At 71.6% G+C, this 14,687-nt stretch carries 10 protein-coding genes; 2 read left to right on the top strand and 8 right to left on the bottom strand.

What is annotated here, in order from left to right; translation table 11 throughout:
• Positions 1-29 precede the first annotated feature (29 nt).
• Genes HNR30_RS11605 through HNR30_RS50070 form a run of 4 tightly spaced genes read right to left on the bottom strand, consistent with a single transcriptional unit; the run spans position 30 to position 4,293 of the window.
• Positions 30-1,625 carry an arylsulfatase gene (locus HNR30_RS11605; RefSeq protein WP_181609758.1) on the bottom strand — a complete coding sequence of 532 codons (1,596 nt, stop codon included), beginning with the start codon at positions 1,623-1,625 and terminating at the stop codon, positions 30-32.
• Positions 1,626-1,677: 52 nt separating this feature from the next.
• Positions 1,678-2,562 (bottom strand): sulfotransferase family protein, encoded by an 885-nt coding sequence (locus HNR30_RS11600; protein ID WP_181609757.1) that lies wholly within the window; start codon positions 2,560-2,562, stop codon positions 1,678-1,680.
• A gap of 55 nt (positions 2,563-2,617) precedes the next feature.
• Positions 2,618-3,133, bottom strand: a complete 516-nt coding sequence (locus HNR30_RS11595; RefSeq protein ID WP_181609756.1) for a MarR family winged helix-turn-helix transcriptional regulator — start codon at positions 3,131-3,133, stop codon at positions 2,618-2,620.
• A 14-nt stretch (positions 3,134-3,147) separates the two neighbouring features.
• Entirely contained in the window at positions 3,148-4,293 is a 1,146-nt protein-coding gene (locus HNR30_RS50070; protein WP_220133412.1) for a PP2C family protein-serine/threonine phosphatase, read from the bottom strand.
• A gap of 105 nt (positions 4,294-4,398) precedes the next feature.
• Here HNR30_RS50070 and HNR30_RS11585 point away from each other — a divergent pair, with 105 nt between their 5' ends.
• Positions 4,399-8,628: a HAMP domain-containing protein gene (locus HNR30_RS11585; RefSeq protein WP_376771738.1), complete on the top strand. Its 4,230-nt coding sequence runs from the start codon at positions 4,399-4,401 to the stop codon at positions 8,626-8,628.
• Positions 8,625-11,207 carry a SpoIIE family protein phosphatase gene (locus tag HNR30_RS11575; RefSeq protein ID WP_312894353.1) on the top strand — a complete coding sequence of 861 codons (2,583 nt, stop codon included), beginning with the start codon at positions 8,625-8,627 and terminating at the stop codon, positions 11,205-11,207. Before HNR30_RS11585 ends, HNR30_RS11575 begins: the two co-directional genes overlap by 4 nt.
• Here HNR30_RS11575 and HNR30_RS11570 read toward each other — a convergent pair.
• From HNR30_RS11570 to HNR30_RS11555, 4 genes are read right to left on the bottom strand one after another with little or no spacing between them, the layout of a single operon-like run.
• Positions 11,204-11,677, bottom strand: coding sequence for a TspO/MBR family protein (locus HNR30_RS11570; protein WP_181609754.1), 474 nt, complete (start codon positions 11,675-11,677; stop codon positions 11,204-11,206). The genes HNR30_RS11575 and HNR30_RS11570 overlap by 4 nt on opposite strands.
• 35 nt (positions 11,678-11,712) lie before the next feature.
• Positions 11,713-12,945 carry a cryptochrome/photolyase family protein gene (locus tag HNR30_RS11565; RefSeq protein ID WP_181609753.1) on the bottom strand — a complete coding sequence of 411 codons (1,233 nt, stop codon included), beginning with the start codon at positions 12,943-12,945 and terminating at the stop codon, positions 11,713-11,715.
• 40 nt (positions 12,946-12,985) lie between these two features.
• Positions 12,986-13,774: an SDR family NAD(P)-dependent oxidoreductase gene (locus HNR30_RS11560; RefSeq protein WP_181609752.1), complete on the bottom strand. Its 789-nt coding sequence runs from the start codon at positions 13,772-13,774 to the stop codon at positions 12,986-12,988.
• Entirely contained in the window at positions 13,765-14,652 is an 888-nt protein-coding gene (locus HNR30_RS11555; RefSeq protein WP_181609751.1) for an LLM class flavin-dependent oxidoreductase, read from the bottom strand. The genes HNR30_RS11560 and HNR30_RS11555 overlap by 10 nt, the downstream gene beginning before the upstream one ends.
• Between the last annotated feature and the right edge of the window lie 35 nt (positions 14,653-14,687).

The raw sequence follows: 14,687 nt of genomic DNA, 5'->3' as shown, positions 1-14,687 counted from the left end.
CATGATCTCGTCGAGTGGATGATCGAAATCTAGCGAAGGTCTCCGACAAAAACGCCACGGCGGAAGGCGTGCTTGCGCGTCCCGGTGCGGAAGTGCGCCCAGACGCGTCCCGAGCCGCCCGGCATGAGGAAGACGGCGCCGGTGGAGGAGCCGGGAGCCAGGGTGACGCGTGCGGGGTCGCCGACTCTCAGCCCCTTGGCCGGTTCGTAGCTGAGCCGTACGTCCTGCCAGGGCACGCTCGACCCGTTGTGCAAGGTGACCGTGAGCCGCCCGCCGTCGACCAGGGTCCGCAGGCCGTACGGCAGGCGCGGGTCGGGTCCGATGGAGCGGTCGAGCAGAGACAGCAGCGAGCCGGTGAAGGCCGGCCAGGTGGCCGACAGGTCGTTCTGCTCCCCCGGGTCGTCGGCGAGGTCGTAGAGCTCGACGCGTCCTTCCGGCGGCGCGCCCGCAATGCCTGGCGCGAAGCGGAGGGCCTTCCATCGTCCCTGCCGGATGGCCTGGACCTTGCGCGGCCGGTTCCACACCAGGGCGTCGTGTCCCTCGTGGTCGCCGCCGGTGAGCAGGCCTCTGAGGCTGCGCCCGTCGGTGCCCGCGGGCACGGGTGCGCCGATCAGGTCGGCCACGGTGGGCAGCACGTCCCAGAAGGCGGCGGGCTCCGCGACCACGCGCGGGCGCAGGCGCGGCGACCAGGCGATCATCGGCACGCGGATGCCGCCTTCGTACAGGTCGCGTTTGTCGCCGCGGAAGGGCCCGTTGGCGTCGATAAGCTCGGGGGTCACGCCTTTCTCGCTGTGCGGGCCGTTGTCGCTGGTGAACAGCAGGATGGTGTTGCCGGCCCTGCCGCTGTCGCGCAGGGCTCGCACGAGGGCGGCGACGTCGGCGTCGAGCCGGGCGACCTGGGCGGCGTGCCGCCGGTTGGCGCGGCTGAAGGGCAGGTCCTGGTACGGCCCGGCGTCTCCCGGCACCACGCTCGGCGAGTGCGGCAGAATCGTGGAGAAGTACAGCAGGAAGGGACGTTTCGACGGCCTGCGCAGGAAGCCGATGGCCTCGTCTCGCAGCAGGTCGGGGGCGTAGCTCTTGCGTCCGAGCCATATCTTCTCGCCGTCGCGCCACAGGTAGGCCGGGTAGTATTGGTGGGCGTGCCGGTGGTCGATGTAGCCGAAGAACTCCTCGAAGCCGCGTTCGTTGGGGTGCGAGGGCTGGCCCGGCCGCTCGGGCCCGAATCCCCATTTGCCGATGCACGCCGTCCGATAGCCGGACAGCTGCGCCAGCTCGGCGAAGGTGAGGTCGACGTCGGTCAGGGAGAGCTGCTGCCCGCCCTCGGGGTTCTCGCGCACGGTGCCGTGCCCGGCGTGCAGGCCGGTGAGCAGGGCGCAGCGCGAGGGCGCGCAGAGCGGAGCGCCCGAGTAGCCGGCCTCGAACCGCACCCCTTCGGCGGCCAGGCGGTCGAGCGTGGGTGTGCGGATGGTCTGCTGCCCCTGGAAGCCGACCTCGCCCCAGCCGAGGTCGTCGGCGAGGACGACGATGATGTTCGGCCGTCCGGGCCCTTCTTCCCGTACGCGTGGTACGGCCAGGGCGGCGAGGGCGCCGGACAGGACGGTGCGGCGCGAGGGCCCGACGATCATTCGAGGTACCTTCCGGGCATGGCAAGATCGCCAGGCGTGCATGGTGGCGGCGTCAGCGGTAGTCCCAGAGCGCGCAGATCTCCGCGAGCTCTCCGGGAACATCCGCGGCGTCCGGGAGCGGCCGCCCCTCGACGACCGTCCCGGCGCGGATCTTGTCGCGCCAGTCGCCGATGCCCTTGACGAAGGCGCCGTGGTCCTGGTCGCCGTAGCGGAGCATGCCGGGCTCGAACTCGACGCCCAGGAAGCGGCACAGGCGCTCCAGCTCCGTGGCGGGTGAGGCGACCAGGTCCTCGTAGCGCACGGTGAGGCCGTCGAGGTTGCGGCGTGCCTCCTCCAGGTAGGTCATGTAGGTGAGGGTGCGGGGCACCGCCTCGTCCATGGGCCGCCGTTCCGGGTCGGCCTCGTGCCAGGACTGCACGATCGACATGGGGTGGCGCAGCAGGAACACGTAGCGCGCCTCGGGCCAGCAGGTCGAGATGCGCCGCCAGGCGAACACGTTGCTGGGCGTCTTCTCCACCAGCAGGCTCTTGCCGCTGCGCGAGAGCTCACGGTGGAGCAGCCTGTCCCACATCAGGTGCTCGAGGTCGTTGTGGACGTGGCCGAGCAGGCCCATCGCCTGCCGTACGGGCTCGGTGGTCAGGGCGAGCGACATGCGCCTGAAGTGCGTCTCGATAGGTGAGTGGATCCGCGAGTGGCTGTTGAGCATCACGCGCAGCAGGGTCGAGCCCGAGCGCACCGACGACAGCAGGAAGACCGGCGAGCGCACCAGGCGGTCGTGGTCGGGGTCGACCGGCGGGCGCAGCAGTTCGCCGCCCAGCTTGGCGGGCGGCGTCGGTGGCGGCGGTGGCGGGGGAAGCGCCCTGGCCTTGCCCGATCGCGTCAGCGTGTAGCCCGTCAGCCCTTCGAGGGTGGCGTTGGCCCGGTACCTCCAGCTCATGAGCGCCCAAGGTAGAAGGCGCCGGTGAATGCGGGGTGAACCAGGACTGAGAAGATCAGGCGAGGAATCGGCCCGCGATGGTGGTCCAGGTGTCGTCGGCGTGTCCCATGCGCTGGTCGCCGACCCGGTCGGCCGCGGCGGTGAAGGCGCGCAGGCCCCGCATGAGGGCTTTGCGCGCCTCGGGCGGCATCTCGTCGATGACCTGGGCCAGGTCGGCGTGGCGTTCGTCGCGCAGCTGGTCGAGGAGGGCGGCGCCGGTCGGGGTCAGGCCCAGCGTCAGCTCGCGCCGGTCGTCGGGCGAGACCGAGCGGCGCACCCAGCCGGTGGCCTCCAGCCGGTCGCACAGCCGGCTGGTCGACGACGGGAGGGCGCCCAGCGCCTCACCCAGGCGAGCCAGGTTGATGCGCTGGTGCCGCTCGATGGTCAGCAGGGCCTGCAGCTGGATGGAGGAGACCTGGGTGGCGGCGGAATGCCGGGAATAGGCCCAGACGGCCACGAGCGCTGCGGCCATGCCTTCGACCGCCGCGCCGGTGGCGGGATCGATGTGGCCGAGCTCTCCGTGGTCGTTCATGCGCCTCGTCCAGGTCAGGCGGTCCAGTCCAGGCAGACCACTACCGCGTCGTCGAAGACGTCCATTCCTTCTCTGAAGGCCAGCATGCCACGAATCATCGTACGGACGGCTTCGTCCGCCGGTTGCAGCCGGGTCGATCTGACGACCGACTCCAGCATGGACTCCCCGAAGTCGGAGCCCGCAGACGAGCGCGAGGCGGCGACGCCGTCGCTGACGACCATGATCCGGTCGCCGCGTTGGAGCGTTACATGCTGTTCCTGGTAGCGCGTGTTGCCGAACATGCCCAGGGGCAGCTGCTGGTCGAGCTCGATCGGCTCGACCTCGGTGCCGCGCAGGCGCAGCATCTTGGGCGAGCCGGCGTCGACGGCGGCCAGTTCGCCGCTCTTGACGTCGAAGCGCAGCAGCAGGGTGGAGACGTGTTCGCGCCCGCCGTACTGGGCGTAGACGGCCTCGTCGGCGAGACCGGCCTGCTCTTCCAGGTCGGCTCCCGAGCGACGGGCGTTGCGCAGCGCGGTGACGGCCAGCGTCGACAGAAGGGCGGCGCGCATGCCCTCGCCCATCCCGTTGGTCACGGAGATAACGACCGTGTCGGCGTCGCAGGCCCAGTCGAAGTTGTCGCCGTAGACGGCGTAGGCGGGCTCGAGCTGGCCGGCCAGGCGGTAGCCGTCGCCCCGGTGCCCGGTGCCGGGCAGCAGGCCCCACTGCATCTCGGCGGCGAGGGTGAGCCGCGACAGGCGGCGGGCGCGCTGGTAGCGGTCGGTGACCCGGTCGGCGCCGCGCAGGGCGTGCCCGAGGGCCAGGGCGGCCTCTTCGAGGTCGGCCAGATGGGAGGCGTCGGGTTCTTCCTCCAGGCCCAGGCAGAGCACGCCGAGCCTGTCACCGTCGGCGGTGACCGGCAGGTGGAGCCTGCCCTCATCCTTCTCCCAGCGCGACTGCTGGGAGGCGAAGGCGCGGCCGGCCTCGCCGTTGTCGATGCGGACTCCCAGCACACCCGGCTCCGCCAGGGTGAGCACCGGTCGCATCGCGACCTGGGCGTAGTCCGCCAGCAGGAGCTCGACCTCCTGCGTCTGGAGCGCGTCACGGATCGCCTCGGGCAGCGCGTACGGTGGAGCTGCACGAAGAGCCTGGTAGACGGCGCTCAATCCGGTTGTGGTTGCCACGTGCCTTCCCTAGTCCGCGAACAGGTTGTTGCACCATAGCAACTAATCTCGGTTTGCCGATCATCGATCGCACGAGATAGCGTCTTCCGGCTACGTATTTGCCGTATGGCAACGATACTGAAGAACATGGGTGCCAAGGTGACAAGCACACGCGTGGTCGACCGAAGCGTCGGCGAGCAGGACCTTCGCCAGTTGCTCGCGGGGCTCACGGCGGTGCGTGACGGCGACTTCGGCACGAGGCTACCCGGTGACACCGATGGCCTGCTCGGCGAGATCGCGACTGTCTTCAACGGCATGGTTGACCAACTTGCCCTGTTCACCTCGGAAGTAACCCGCGTGGCCCGCGAGGTGGGCACCGAAGGACGCCTCGGCGGCCAGGCACAGGTGCCGGGCGTGTCGGGCACCTGGAAGGACCTGACCGAGTCGGTGAACGCCATGGCGGGCAACCTGACCGGCCAGGTGCGCTCCATCGCCGAGGTCACCACCGCGGTCGCCAAGGGTGACCTGTCCCAGAAGATCACGGTCGACGCGCGCGGCGAGATCCTGGAGCTGAAGAACACCGTCAACACGATGGTCGACCAGCTCTCCTCCTTCGCCGCCGAGGTCACCCGCGTGGCCCGCGAGGTCGGCACCGAGGGCCAGCTGGGCGGCCAGGCCGACGTCAAGGGCGTGGCCGGCACCTGGCGCGACCTGACCGACTCGGTGAACTACATGGCCGGCAACCTCACCGACCAGGTGCGCAACATCTCCCAGGTGGCCACGGCGGTGGCGCGGGGCGATCTCTCACAGAAGATCACCGTCAGCGCGCGCGGCGAGATCCTGGAGCTCAAGAACACCCTGAACACCATGGTCGACCAGCTGTCGTCGTTCGCCGACGAGGTCACCCGGGTGGCCCGCGAGGTCGGCACCGACGGCCGCCTGGGCGGCCAGGCCGACGTCAAGGGCGTCTCCGGCACCTGGAAGGACCTCACCGAGTCGGTCAACGTCATGGCCGACAACCTCACCGCCCAGGTGCGATCCATCGCCGAGGTCACCACCGCGGTCGCCAAGGGCGACCTGTCGCAGAAGATCCGCGTCGACGCGCGCGGCGAGATCCTGGAGCTGAAGGAGACCATCAACACGATGGTCGACCAGCTGTCCGCCTTCGCCGACGAGGTCACCCGCGTCGCCCGCGAGGTCGGCACGGAAGGCCAGCTCGGCGGCCAGGCGACCGTGCGCGGCGTGTCGGGCACCTGGAAGGACCTCACCGACAACGTCAACTTCATGGCCTCCAACCTGACCGGCCAGGTGCGCAGCATCGCCCAGGTGGCCACCGCGGTCGCCAAGGGCGACCTGTCGCAGAAGATCACCGTCGAGGCCAAGGGCGAGGTCGCGGCGCTCGCCCAGACCATCAACACGATGGTCGACACCCTGTCCGCCTTCGCCGACGAGGTCACCCGCGTCGCCCGCGAGGTCGGCACGGAAGGCCAGCTCGGCGGCCAGGCCCGGGTCAAGAACGTGGCGGGGACCTGGAAGGACCTCACCGACAACGTCAACTCGATGGCCGACAACCTGACCAACCAGGTGCGCTCCATCGCCCAGGTCACCACCGCCGTGGCGCGCGGCGACCTGACCCGCAAGATCGACGTCGTCGCCCGCGGCGAGATCCTGGAGCTGAAGGAGACCATCAACACGATGGTCGACCAGCTCTCCTCCTTCGCCGCCGAGGTCACCCGCGTGGCCCGCGAGGTCGGCAGCGAGGGACGGCTGGGAGGCCAGGCCGAGGTCGAGGGCGTCTCCGGCACCTGGAAGCGGCTGACGGAGAACGTCAACGAGCTGGCCGGCAACCTCACCCGCCAGGTGCGGGCCATCGCCGAGGTGACCAGCGCGGTGACCTCCGGCGACCTGACCCGCTCCATCACGGTCGACGCCTCCGGCGAGGTCGCCGAACTCAAGGACAACATCAACTCGATGGTGGGGTCGCTGCGCGAGACCACCCGGGCCAACCAGGAGCAGGACTGGCTCAAGACCAACCTGGCGCGCATGTCCGGCCTCATGCAGGGACACCGCGACCTGGAGACGGTGGCCGAGCTGGTCATGAACGAGCTGGCCCCGCTGGTGCGCGCGCAGTACGGCGCCTTCTTCCTGGCCGAGGACGACGAGCTGCGCCTGGTCGGCGCCTACGGCCACCCCGGCGAGCCGTCGCGGCGCTTCAAGCTCGGCCAGTCGCTGGTGGGCCAGGCCGCCCGCGCCAAGCGCACCATCGCGGTCGACGAGGTGCCGCCCGGCTACGTCACCGTCTCGTCGGCGCTGGGCCAGGCCGCTCCCGCCTCGCTGATCGTGCTGCCGATCGTCGCCGAGGAGCAGGTGCTCGGCGTCATCGAGCTCGCCGCGGTCCACGCCTTCACCCAGGTGCACCGCACCTTCCTCGACCAGCTGATGGAGACCATCGGCGTCAACGTCAACACCATCATCGCCAACGCCCGCACCGACGAGCTCCTGGCCGAGTCGCAGCGCCTGGCCTCCGAGCTTCAGGCCCGCTCCGAGGAGCTGCAGAGCCAGCAGGAGGAGCTGCAGCGCTCCAACGACGAGCTGGAGGAGAAGGCGGAGCTGCTGGCGGCGCAGAACCGCGACATCGAGACCAAGAACCTCGAGATCGAGCAGGCCAGGCAGGAGCTGGAGGAGCGGGCACGCCAGCTGGCGCTGGCCTCCAAGTACAAGAGCGAGTTCCTGGCCAACATGAGCCACGAGCTGCGCACCCCGCTCAACTCGCTGCTCATCCTGGCCCAGCTGCTGGCGCAGAACCACACCCGCAACCTGACGCCCAAGCAGGTGGAGTACGCCAGCATCATCCACTCGGCCGGCAGCGACCTGCTGCAGCTCATCAACGACATCCTCGACCTGTCCAAGGTCGAGGCGGGCAAGATGGACGTCAACCCCGAGCGGGTGCCGCTGCGGGCCCTGCTCGACTACGTCGAGGCGACCTTCCGCCCGATGACCACGCAGAAGAGCCTCGACTTCCTCATCACCTCCGCGCCCGGGCTGCCGCTCGACCTCGTCACCGACGACGCCCGGCTGCGCCAGGTGCTGCGCAACCTGCTGTCGAACGCCGTCAAGTTCACCGAGACCGGCAGCGTGGAGCTGCGCATCGAGCCCGCCCAGCAGCAGGAACTGCCCACCTGGGTGCGCCCGCACGGCGCGGCGATCGCCTTCCGCGTCGTCGACACCGGCATCGGCATCCCCGAGCAGCAGCTCGACGCCATCTTCGGCGCCTTCCAGCAGGCCGACGGCACCACCAGCCGCCGCTACGGCGGCACCGGGCTGGGCCTGTCGATCAGCCGCGAGCTGGCCTACCTGCTCGGCGGCGCCATCACCGCCGAGAGCACCCTCGACGGCGGCAGCACCTTCACCCTCTACCTGCCGATCGCCCGGCCCGACTTCGAGGACGCGCCCCACCAGGAGCAGCCCGCCGACGAGCAGGAGGAGCCGGCCTCGCCGCGCCACACCTCGCCGCGCCGGCTGCTGGTGGTGGAGGAGCGGCCGCGCGGCCTGCTGTCGCTGGTGGCCGAGAGCGTCGTGGGCGATCTGCTGCGGCGCGAGCTGGGCGACACCATCGAGGTCGTCACCGCCGCGGGCCCGCAGGAGGCCGCGGCCACGCTGGCGGCCAAGGCCTGCCACTGCATCGTGCTCGACCTCGACATGCCGGGACGTGCCGCCTACGGGTTCCTGGAGGCCATCAGCGGCGATCCGGCGCTGAACACGGTGCCCGTCCTGGCCTACAACAACTGGCGCATGGACCCGCAGCACGAGGAGAGCCTGCGCGGGGTCAGCGCCGGCCAGCCGCTGGAGCTGCTGGTCAGCCTCGACGAGCTGCGCGAGCGCATCACGCTCCACCTGACCGCCGAGCAGCCGCAGGACGTGATGCCGCTCGTGCGTCCCGAACACGTGACCGAGCCCGCCGAGTGGACGGCCGGTGAGGGCCTGGCCGGGCGCACGGTGCTGGTCGTCGACGACGACGCGCGCAACCTGTTCGCGCTGACCAGCATCCTGGAGGTGCACGGCATGCAGGTGCTGCACGCCGAGGACGGCCGCAAGGGCATCGACGCGCTGCTGGCCCACCCCGAGGTCGACATCGTCCTGATGGACGTGATGATGCCGGAGATGGACGGCTACACGGCCACGGCCACGATCAGGGCGATGCCGCAGTACACCGACCTGCCGATCATCGCGGTGACGGCCAAGGCGATGCCGGGCGACCAGGAGAAGGCGCTGGCGTCGGGGGCGAGCGACTACGTGACGAAACCGGTGGACTCCGACCATCTCATCCAGCGGATCCAGCTGTGGGTCAACGCGTGAGCACGAGCGACGGGCTGGGCCGTCTGGCCGGCATCATCGAGCGGTTGCGCAGGCAGGTCCACGAGGCGGAGGAGGCGGCCGACGGGCGGGCGCTGATCGCGCTGGCGCGGGGCATCCTCGTCGAACGGCTGGGCTGCGGGCCCACGGAGGCGGCGGGGCAGCTGGCCGCGCTGGCGTCGCGGGCGGGCGTCTCGGAGCTGGAGCTGGCCGCCGACCTGATCAACCAGGCGGCGCACGACCGGCTCGCCGAGGCGGCGGGCGACCTCCTGGCGCAAGCCGTACGGCACAGCGGGCACACCGACGGGCACACCGACGGGCACACCGACGGGCAAACGGGCGGGCAACCGGGCGGCCAGACGGGCGGGCACCCCGACGGCCATGCGGACGGGCACCCGGACGGGCGCTCGGGCGGCCATGCGGACGGGCACTCTGGCAGGCATTCTGGCAGGCGCTTGGGCGGGCCTGCCGCCGGGCGGGGCGCGGTCAACGGTGACTCCCCGCTGCAGGGCCTCCTGGAGGTGTCGGCCAACAGCGACACGATCCCCCTTCCGCGCATCGCGGCGCCCGGGGTCGTCAGCTCCGCCGTACGGCTGCGCACCGCCGAGCATCGGATGACGCACGCCGCCGACACCCAAGCGGTGGCCACCTCGCTCCTGGAGCACGCGCTCACCCCGCTCGGCGCCACCGCGGTGGCCGTGTGGGCGGTGGGCCCCGACGCCTCGCTGCGCCTGGCCGCCTATGCCGGCTTCAGCGCCGAGGAGGCCAGGCGCTGGCACTACGTCCCGCCCGGTGTCGCCACCCCGGCCCGCCGCGCTCTGACCGAGCGGGCCACCCTGTCGATCCCGAGCCTGGCCGAGGCGAACCTGCCGTCGATCGGCCGTGAGCTGGGCGGCGGCCGGGTGGCGGTGCCCGCGGGCATGGTGGGCCGCCTGGTGGGCGTGCTGGAGGTCGGCTGGCCGCAGCCGCTGGAGCCGCAGCCCGCAGCCGTCAGGCGGCAGCTGGAGGCGCTGGCCGAGTTGTGCGCCCGCACCATGGAGCCGCCGGAGGGCACGTGCGCGGGCTCCGACGCCCATGCCGAGCTCGTCGACATGGCCGACGGGCTGCACGACCCCGCGCTGCTGCTGGAGCCGCACCTGGGCCCCGACGGCCTGCCTGTCGACTTCCGCATCGTGCACGCCAACCCGGAGTTCGCCGACCCGGCGGGGCGGCCGCGCGGCGAGGTCGCCGGCACGCTGCTGCTGGAGACGTATCCGATGGCGGCCGGCGTGGGCGGCCTGTTCGAGAAGGTCGCCCACGTGTATTCGACGGGCGAGCCGTTCCGCGCCGAGCGGCTGCCGCTGACGACGCTGGTCGACGAGGTGCCGCTGACGACGCTGGTCCGGCTGAGCCTGGTCCGCCAGCGGGACCGGGTGCTGCTGGTGTGGCGGGTGCTCGACGAGACGACGCGCCTGGCCAGCCTGCTGCAGCACGCCCAGAGGCTGGGCCGGGTGGGGGCGTTCGAGCAGGACGCGCTGACCGGCGACGTGGTCTGGAACAGCCAGCTGTTCGACCTGTACGGGCTGACGCCTCCCGCCTCGCCGGTGCCGATCGAGCGGCTGGCCGAGCACGCGCACCCCGACGACGCCGACGCCGTGGGGCGGTTCCTGCAGACGCTGCTCGACCACCGGCGGCCCGCCTCCTGCGCGTTCCGGCTGCAGCGTGCCGACGGGATCGCCCGCCACATCAGGGTGGTGGCCGAGCCGGTCTTCGACGACCACGACCTGCTGCTGACGGTGCGCGGCGCCTACCAGGACATCTCCGCCCAGCACTGGACCGAGGTGGCGCTGGCGGTCACGCGCGACCAGCTGGCCCAGAGCGAGCAGCAGGCGGCCGAGCGCAACAAGCTCACCCTGCAGCTGCAGCACGCGATCATGCCGCCGAGCCGTCCCACGCTCGACGCCTTCGACCTGCAGATCGGCGTCAGGTACCGGCCCGCGGAAGCCGAGGCGATGGTCGGCGGCGACTGGTACGACACGGTGGTGCTGCCGTCGAAGAAGATCCTGTTCTCGGTGGGCGACGTGGCCGGTCACGGCATCGAGGCGGCGACCGGCATGGTGGTGCTGCGCAACGCGCTGCGCGGCCTGGCCGTCACCGGGGCGGGGCCCGGCCAGCTGATGGCGTGGCTGAACCTGGTGGCGCACCAGATGATCGAGAATCTGACGGCGACGGCCGTGTGCGCCCTGTACGACCCGCACACCAGGGTCCTGCGGTGGGCGCGTGCCGGTCACCTGCCGCCGATCCTGGTGCGCGAGGACGTGGCGACGGAGCTGCCGCTCATCGGCGGCATCCTGCTCGGCGCGGTCAGCGAGGCGGAGTACGAAGAGGGGGTGGCGGAGCTGCGGCGCGAGGACACGCTGCTGATGTACACCGACGGTCTCATCGAGCGCACCGACCGTACGCTGGCCTTCACGCAGGAGCAGCTGCTGCGCTCGGCCAGCCGGCACCACGGCACGCTGGGCGAGCGGCTCGACTACCTGCTGGCCCACAACCGTTCCGACACCGACGACGACACCTGCCTGATCGGGGTGCGGCTGCGCTAGTTGAGCTGCCAGATCGCCAGGTTGAGCGCGCCGGCGTAGGTGACCCACAGCAGGTACGGCACCAGCAGCAGGGCCGCGGCTCGCCGGATGCGCCAGAACAGGGCGAGGGTGACCCCGATCGTGATCCAGAGCAGCACGATCTCGGCGAAGGCCAGGCCGTACCTGCCCGCGCCGAAGAACAGCGGGGTCCAGGCGGCGTTCAGGACCAGTTGCACGGCGTAGACGGTCATGGCGGGCGTCCATCCGCGCGCCGACCAGGCGAGCCAGCCGGCGATCGCGATCAGGACGTACAGGACCGTCCAGGCGGGGCCGAACAGCCACTGGGGCGGCGCCCAGGCGGGCCGTTCCAGCGCCAGGTACTCCTGGCCGGCGTTGATCGAGGCGAGTGAGCCCACCACGGCGACCAGCGCCACCGCGACGACGAACACCGGCAGCACCGCCCAGCGGCGATGGGAGTGTGTGATGACCATGTTCTGTGCGCTGCCCTTCCTGGGTTGCCGGTAACTCACAGCGGCATCGGGTAGCCGCGGACGCCGGTGGGCTCGTGGACGGCCGGCGCGGGGAGTCCGGCCAGCTCGGGGACGTATCGGCGCACGTAGGCGCCCTCCGGGTCGAAGCGGCGCGCCTGGCGCAGGTAGTTGAAGCTCCGGTTGGGGCGCGTGTCGTTGCCGGTGCCGGCGATCCACTGCCAGTTGCCGGAGTTGTTGGCCACGTCGGCGTCGAGGAGGTGCTCGAAGAAGTGGGCCGCGCCCTCGCGCCAGTCGATCTTCAGCTCCTTGACCAGGTAGGCGGCGGTGATCATGCGGGCCCTGTTGTGCATGAAGCCCTCGGCGAGCAGCTGCCGCATGCCCGCGTCGACGATCGGGACGCCGGTGAGCCCTTCCTTCCACGCGCGCAGGGCGCCGGCGTCGGCGCGCCAGGTGTGACCGCGCGGGCGGTAGTCGCGGCGGGGCAGCTCGGGGAAGGCGAAGGTGACCTGGTGGTGGAAGTCGCGCCAGCACAGCTGCCGGGTGAAGGCCTCCTGGTCGCACCGGACGGCGGTCTCCAGCGGTGACAGGCAGCCGAAGTGCAGGTAAGGGCTCAGGCGTGAGGTGCGTGCGCCCGCCAGGTCGTCGTGGCCCTCCTCGTAGTCGTCGAGGCCCTCCTTGATCCAGGTGTCGAGGCGGGCGCGGGCGGCCTGCTCGCCGCCTCGCATGATCCCGTACGGCTCGGCGTCCGGGATGTCGCCCGGCGCCAGGTCCTCGGGCACGCTCACGCGTTTCGGCGGGTCGGCCACGGCCCGGCGCGGCGCCTGGCTCCAGGCTCGCCAGTAGGGGGTGAAGACCTTGTAGTGGTCGCCGCCGCCCGACGGCTGGAGCAGGTCGGGAGGGACGACCGTGACCCCGGGGAAGCGCCGCAGCTCGATGCGCTCGCCGGCCAGGCGCCGCTGGCGTGAGCGGGCCAGGGCGCTGACGTCGGCGCTGACGTGGACGGTGGTGGCCCCGGTCTCGCGGGCCAGGCGCATCGTCTCGGCGACGGTCTCGCCCTGCCGGACGAAGAGCTCTCCGCCCCGGTCGCGCAGGCTCTCGCGCAGGTCGCGCAGGCACTCGCCGAGAAAGGCCGAGCGCCGGCCCGCCGCGACGGAGGGGTCGAGCACGAACAGCGGCACGACCCGGCCGGCGCGCTCGCAGGCGGCGGCGAGCGCGGGGTGGTCGTGAACGCGCAGGTCACGGTTGAACAGCACAATGACGGTGTCCATCACCGGGGTATTCGTATCAGAACCCCGGGTGGTTGCATCGTCACGGTGAGTCGAAGGCCAGGGTGGGAAGGTCCACGGCGGTCGCGCCGCCGTCGGCCACGAGGACCGAGCCGGTCATGACGGCGCTGTCGTCGCTCGCCAGGAACAGGCAGATCCGGGCGATCTCCTCGGCGGTGGCGGGGCGGCCGAGCGGCACGTCCTTGGTGACCAGGGCGTAGGCCTGCTCGCGGGTGAGGCCGGTGAGCTGGTCCATCTCCTCGTCGGCCATCGGGGTGCGCACCCAGCCGGGGCACAGGCAGTTGGCGCGCACGCCGTGGCGGCCGTAGTCGCGGGCGATGGAGCGGGTCAGACCGACCAGCGCATGCTTGGTCGTGACATATCCGGAAATGCCGGGTGCGGCGGCCAGTCCCGCGATGGACGACACCACCACGATGGATCCACCCTGCCGCATGAGCGCGGGCAGGGCCTCGCGGCAGGTGACGAAGCAGGTGTTGAGGTTGGCGTCGAGGGCCAGCCGCCATGACTCGTCGCTGGTGTCGGCGACCGCCTCGGCGCCGTGACCGCCCGCGTTGGCCACCACCACGTCGAGCCGGCCGAACCGGTCGAGTCCCGCCTGGACGGCGGCGCGAGCCTGGGACGTGTCGGCCATGTCGGCCGGGGTCGCCAGGGCGGCGCCGGGCCCGATCCGCCCCGCCACCTCCTCCAGGGGTTCCTTGCGCCGCCCCGCGAGCACGACGCGCGCGCCCTCGGCGGCGAAACGCTGCGCGGTGGCCGCTCCGATGCCCGTGCCCGCGCCCGTGATCAGGGCGACCTTGCCCGCTAACCGCATAGTGCCTCCACCCGGCGCATCACCTCGCGGCAGAACGCGCCCACTCGGTCCGGATCGTCGATGAACTGCGAGGGTTTGACGCAGAAGGTGGTGTAACCCTGGGCCATACGTTCGGGCAGGTGCTCCAGGGCGGGACCGAGCGGCGCGCACGAGGAGGCGTCGGGGAACCTCGCGCGGGTGCCGCCCACGAGTTCGAGATCGAGCCCGGCCAGCCGGGACAGGTCCGCAGGATACCCGAGGGGGTTGAAGCCGCTCCCCCAGCGGGTCAGCCTCCTGACGAGCCGGTCGGTCACCCGCGAGCCGCCGAACCAGAGCACGGGCCCATCCGGCCGGTACGCCTTCGGCTCGAAGTAGACCTCGTCGAAGCGGTAGTGCCTGCCGTGGTAGCTGACCGGCGACTCGCGCCACAGCAGCTCCCAGATCTCCAGGTGCTCCTCCAGCAGGGCGCCGCGCTCCTCGAACGGCACGCCGAGCGCCGCGTACTCGTCGCGGCTCCAGCTGACCGTCGGCAGGACGATGAGCCGCCCCCGCGCGAGCAGGTCGAGCGTGCCCAGCTCGCGGGCGAGCACGAGCGGGTGCCGCAGCGGCGCCAGCACCGCCGCGGCGGCCAGGCGCAGCGAGGTGGTCACCGAGGAGATCGCGGCCAGCAGGGTCAGGGAGTGCGGCCACGGCGTGAACGGGTCCTGGTTGCCGGGCAGGGCGTATTCGCGGGGATTGGCCATGCGCCCGAGCGCGCCCGCGTCGGGGCCGAGCACCACGTGCTCGCTGACCATGACCGAGTCGAACCCGGCGTCCTCCGCCTCGCGCGCCCAGCGCACCAGCGCGGGCAGGTCGCGGCCGGCGGTCATGGTCCAGTTCTCCGACAGCACCAGCTGCATGCGCGGCGTCAACGTTTCCCCCGGCGATCGTTCGG

It is taken from the genome of Nonomuraea soli (assembly GCF_013761175.1).
GTDB lineage: Bacteria > Actinomycetota > Actinomycetes > Streptosporangiales > Streptosporangiaceae > Nonomuraea > Nonomuraea soli.
This window is presented reverse-complemented; position numbering and strand designations above follow the sequence as displayed.

Excerpts from the sequence above, each read along its gene's own strand:
- HNR30_RS11605 (WP_181609758.1), bottom strand. The coding sequence starts at position 1,625 with ATGATCGTCGGGCCCTCGCGCCGCACCGTCCTGTCCGGCGCCCTCGCC.
- HNR30_RS11600 (WP_181609757.1), bottom strand. The coding sequence starts at position 2,562 with ATGAGCTGGAGGTACCGGGCCAACGCCACCCTCGAAGGGCTGACGGGC.
- HNR30_RS11595 (WP_181609756.1), bottom strand. The coding sequence starts at position 3,133 with ATGAACGACCACGGAGAGCTCGGCCACATCGATCCCGCCACCGGCGCG.
- HNR30_RS11585 (WP_376771738.1), top strand. The coding sequence starts at position 4,399 with ATGGCAACGATACTGAAGAACATGGGTGCCAAGGTGACAAGCACACGC.
- HNR30_RS11570 (WP_181609754.1), bottom strand. The coding sequence starts at position 11,677 with ATGGTCATCACACACTCCCATCGCCGCTGGGCGGTGCTGCCGGTGTTC.
- HNR30_RS11565 (WP_181609753.1), bottom strand. The coding sequence starts at position 12,945 with ATGGACACCGTCATTGTGCTGTTCAACCGTGACCTGCGCGTTCACGAC.
- HNR30_RS11560 (WP_181609752.1), bottom strand. The coding sequence starts at position 13,774 with ATGCGGTTAGCGGGCAAGGTCGCCCTGATCACGGGCGCGGGCACGGGC.
- HNR30_RS11555 (WP_181609751.1), bottom strand. The coding sequence starts at position 14,652 with ATGCAGCTGGTGCTGTCGGAGAACTGGACCATGACCGCCGGCCGCGAC.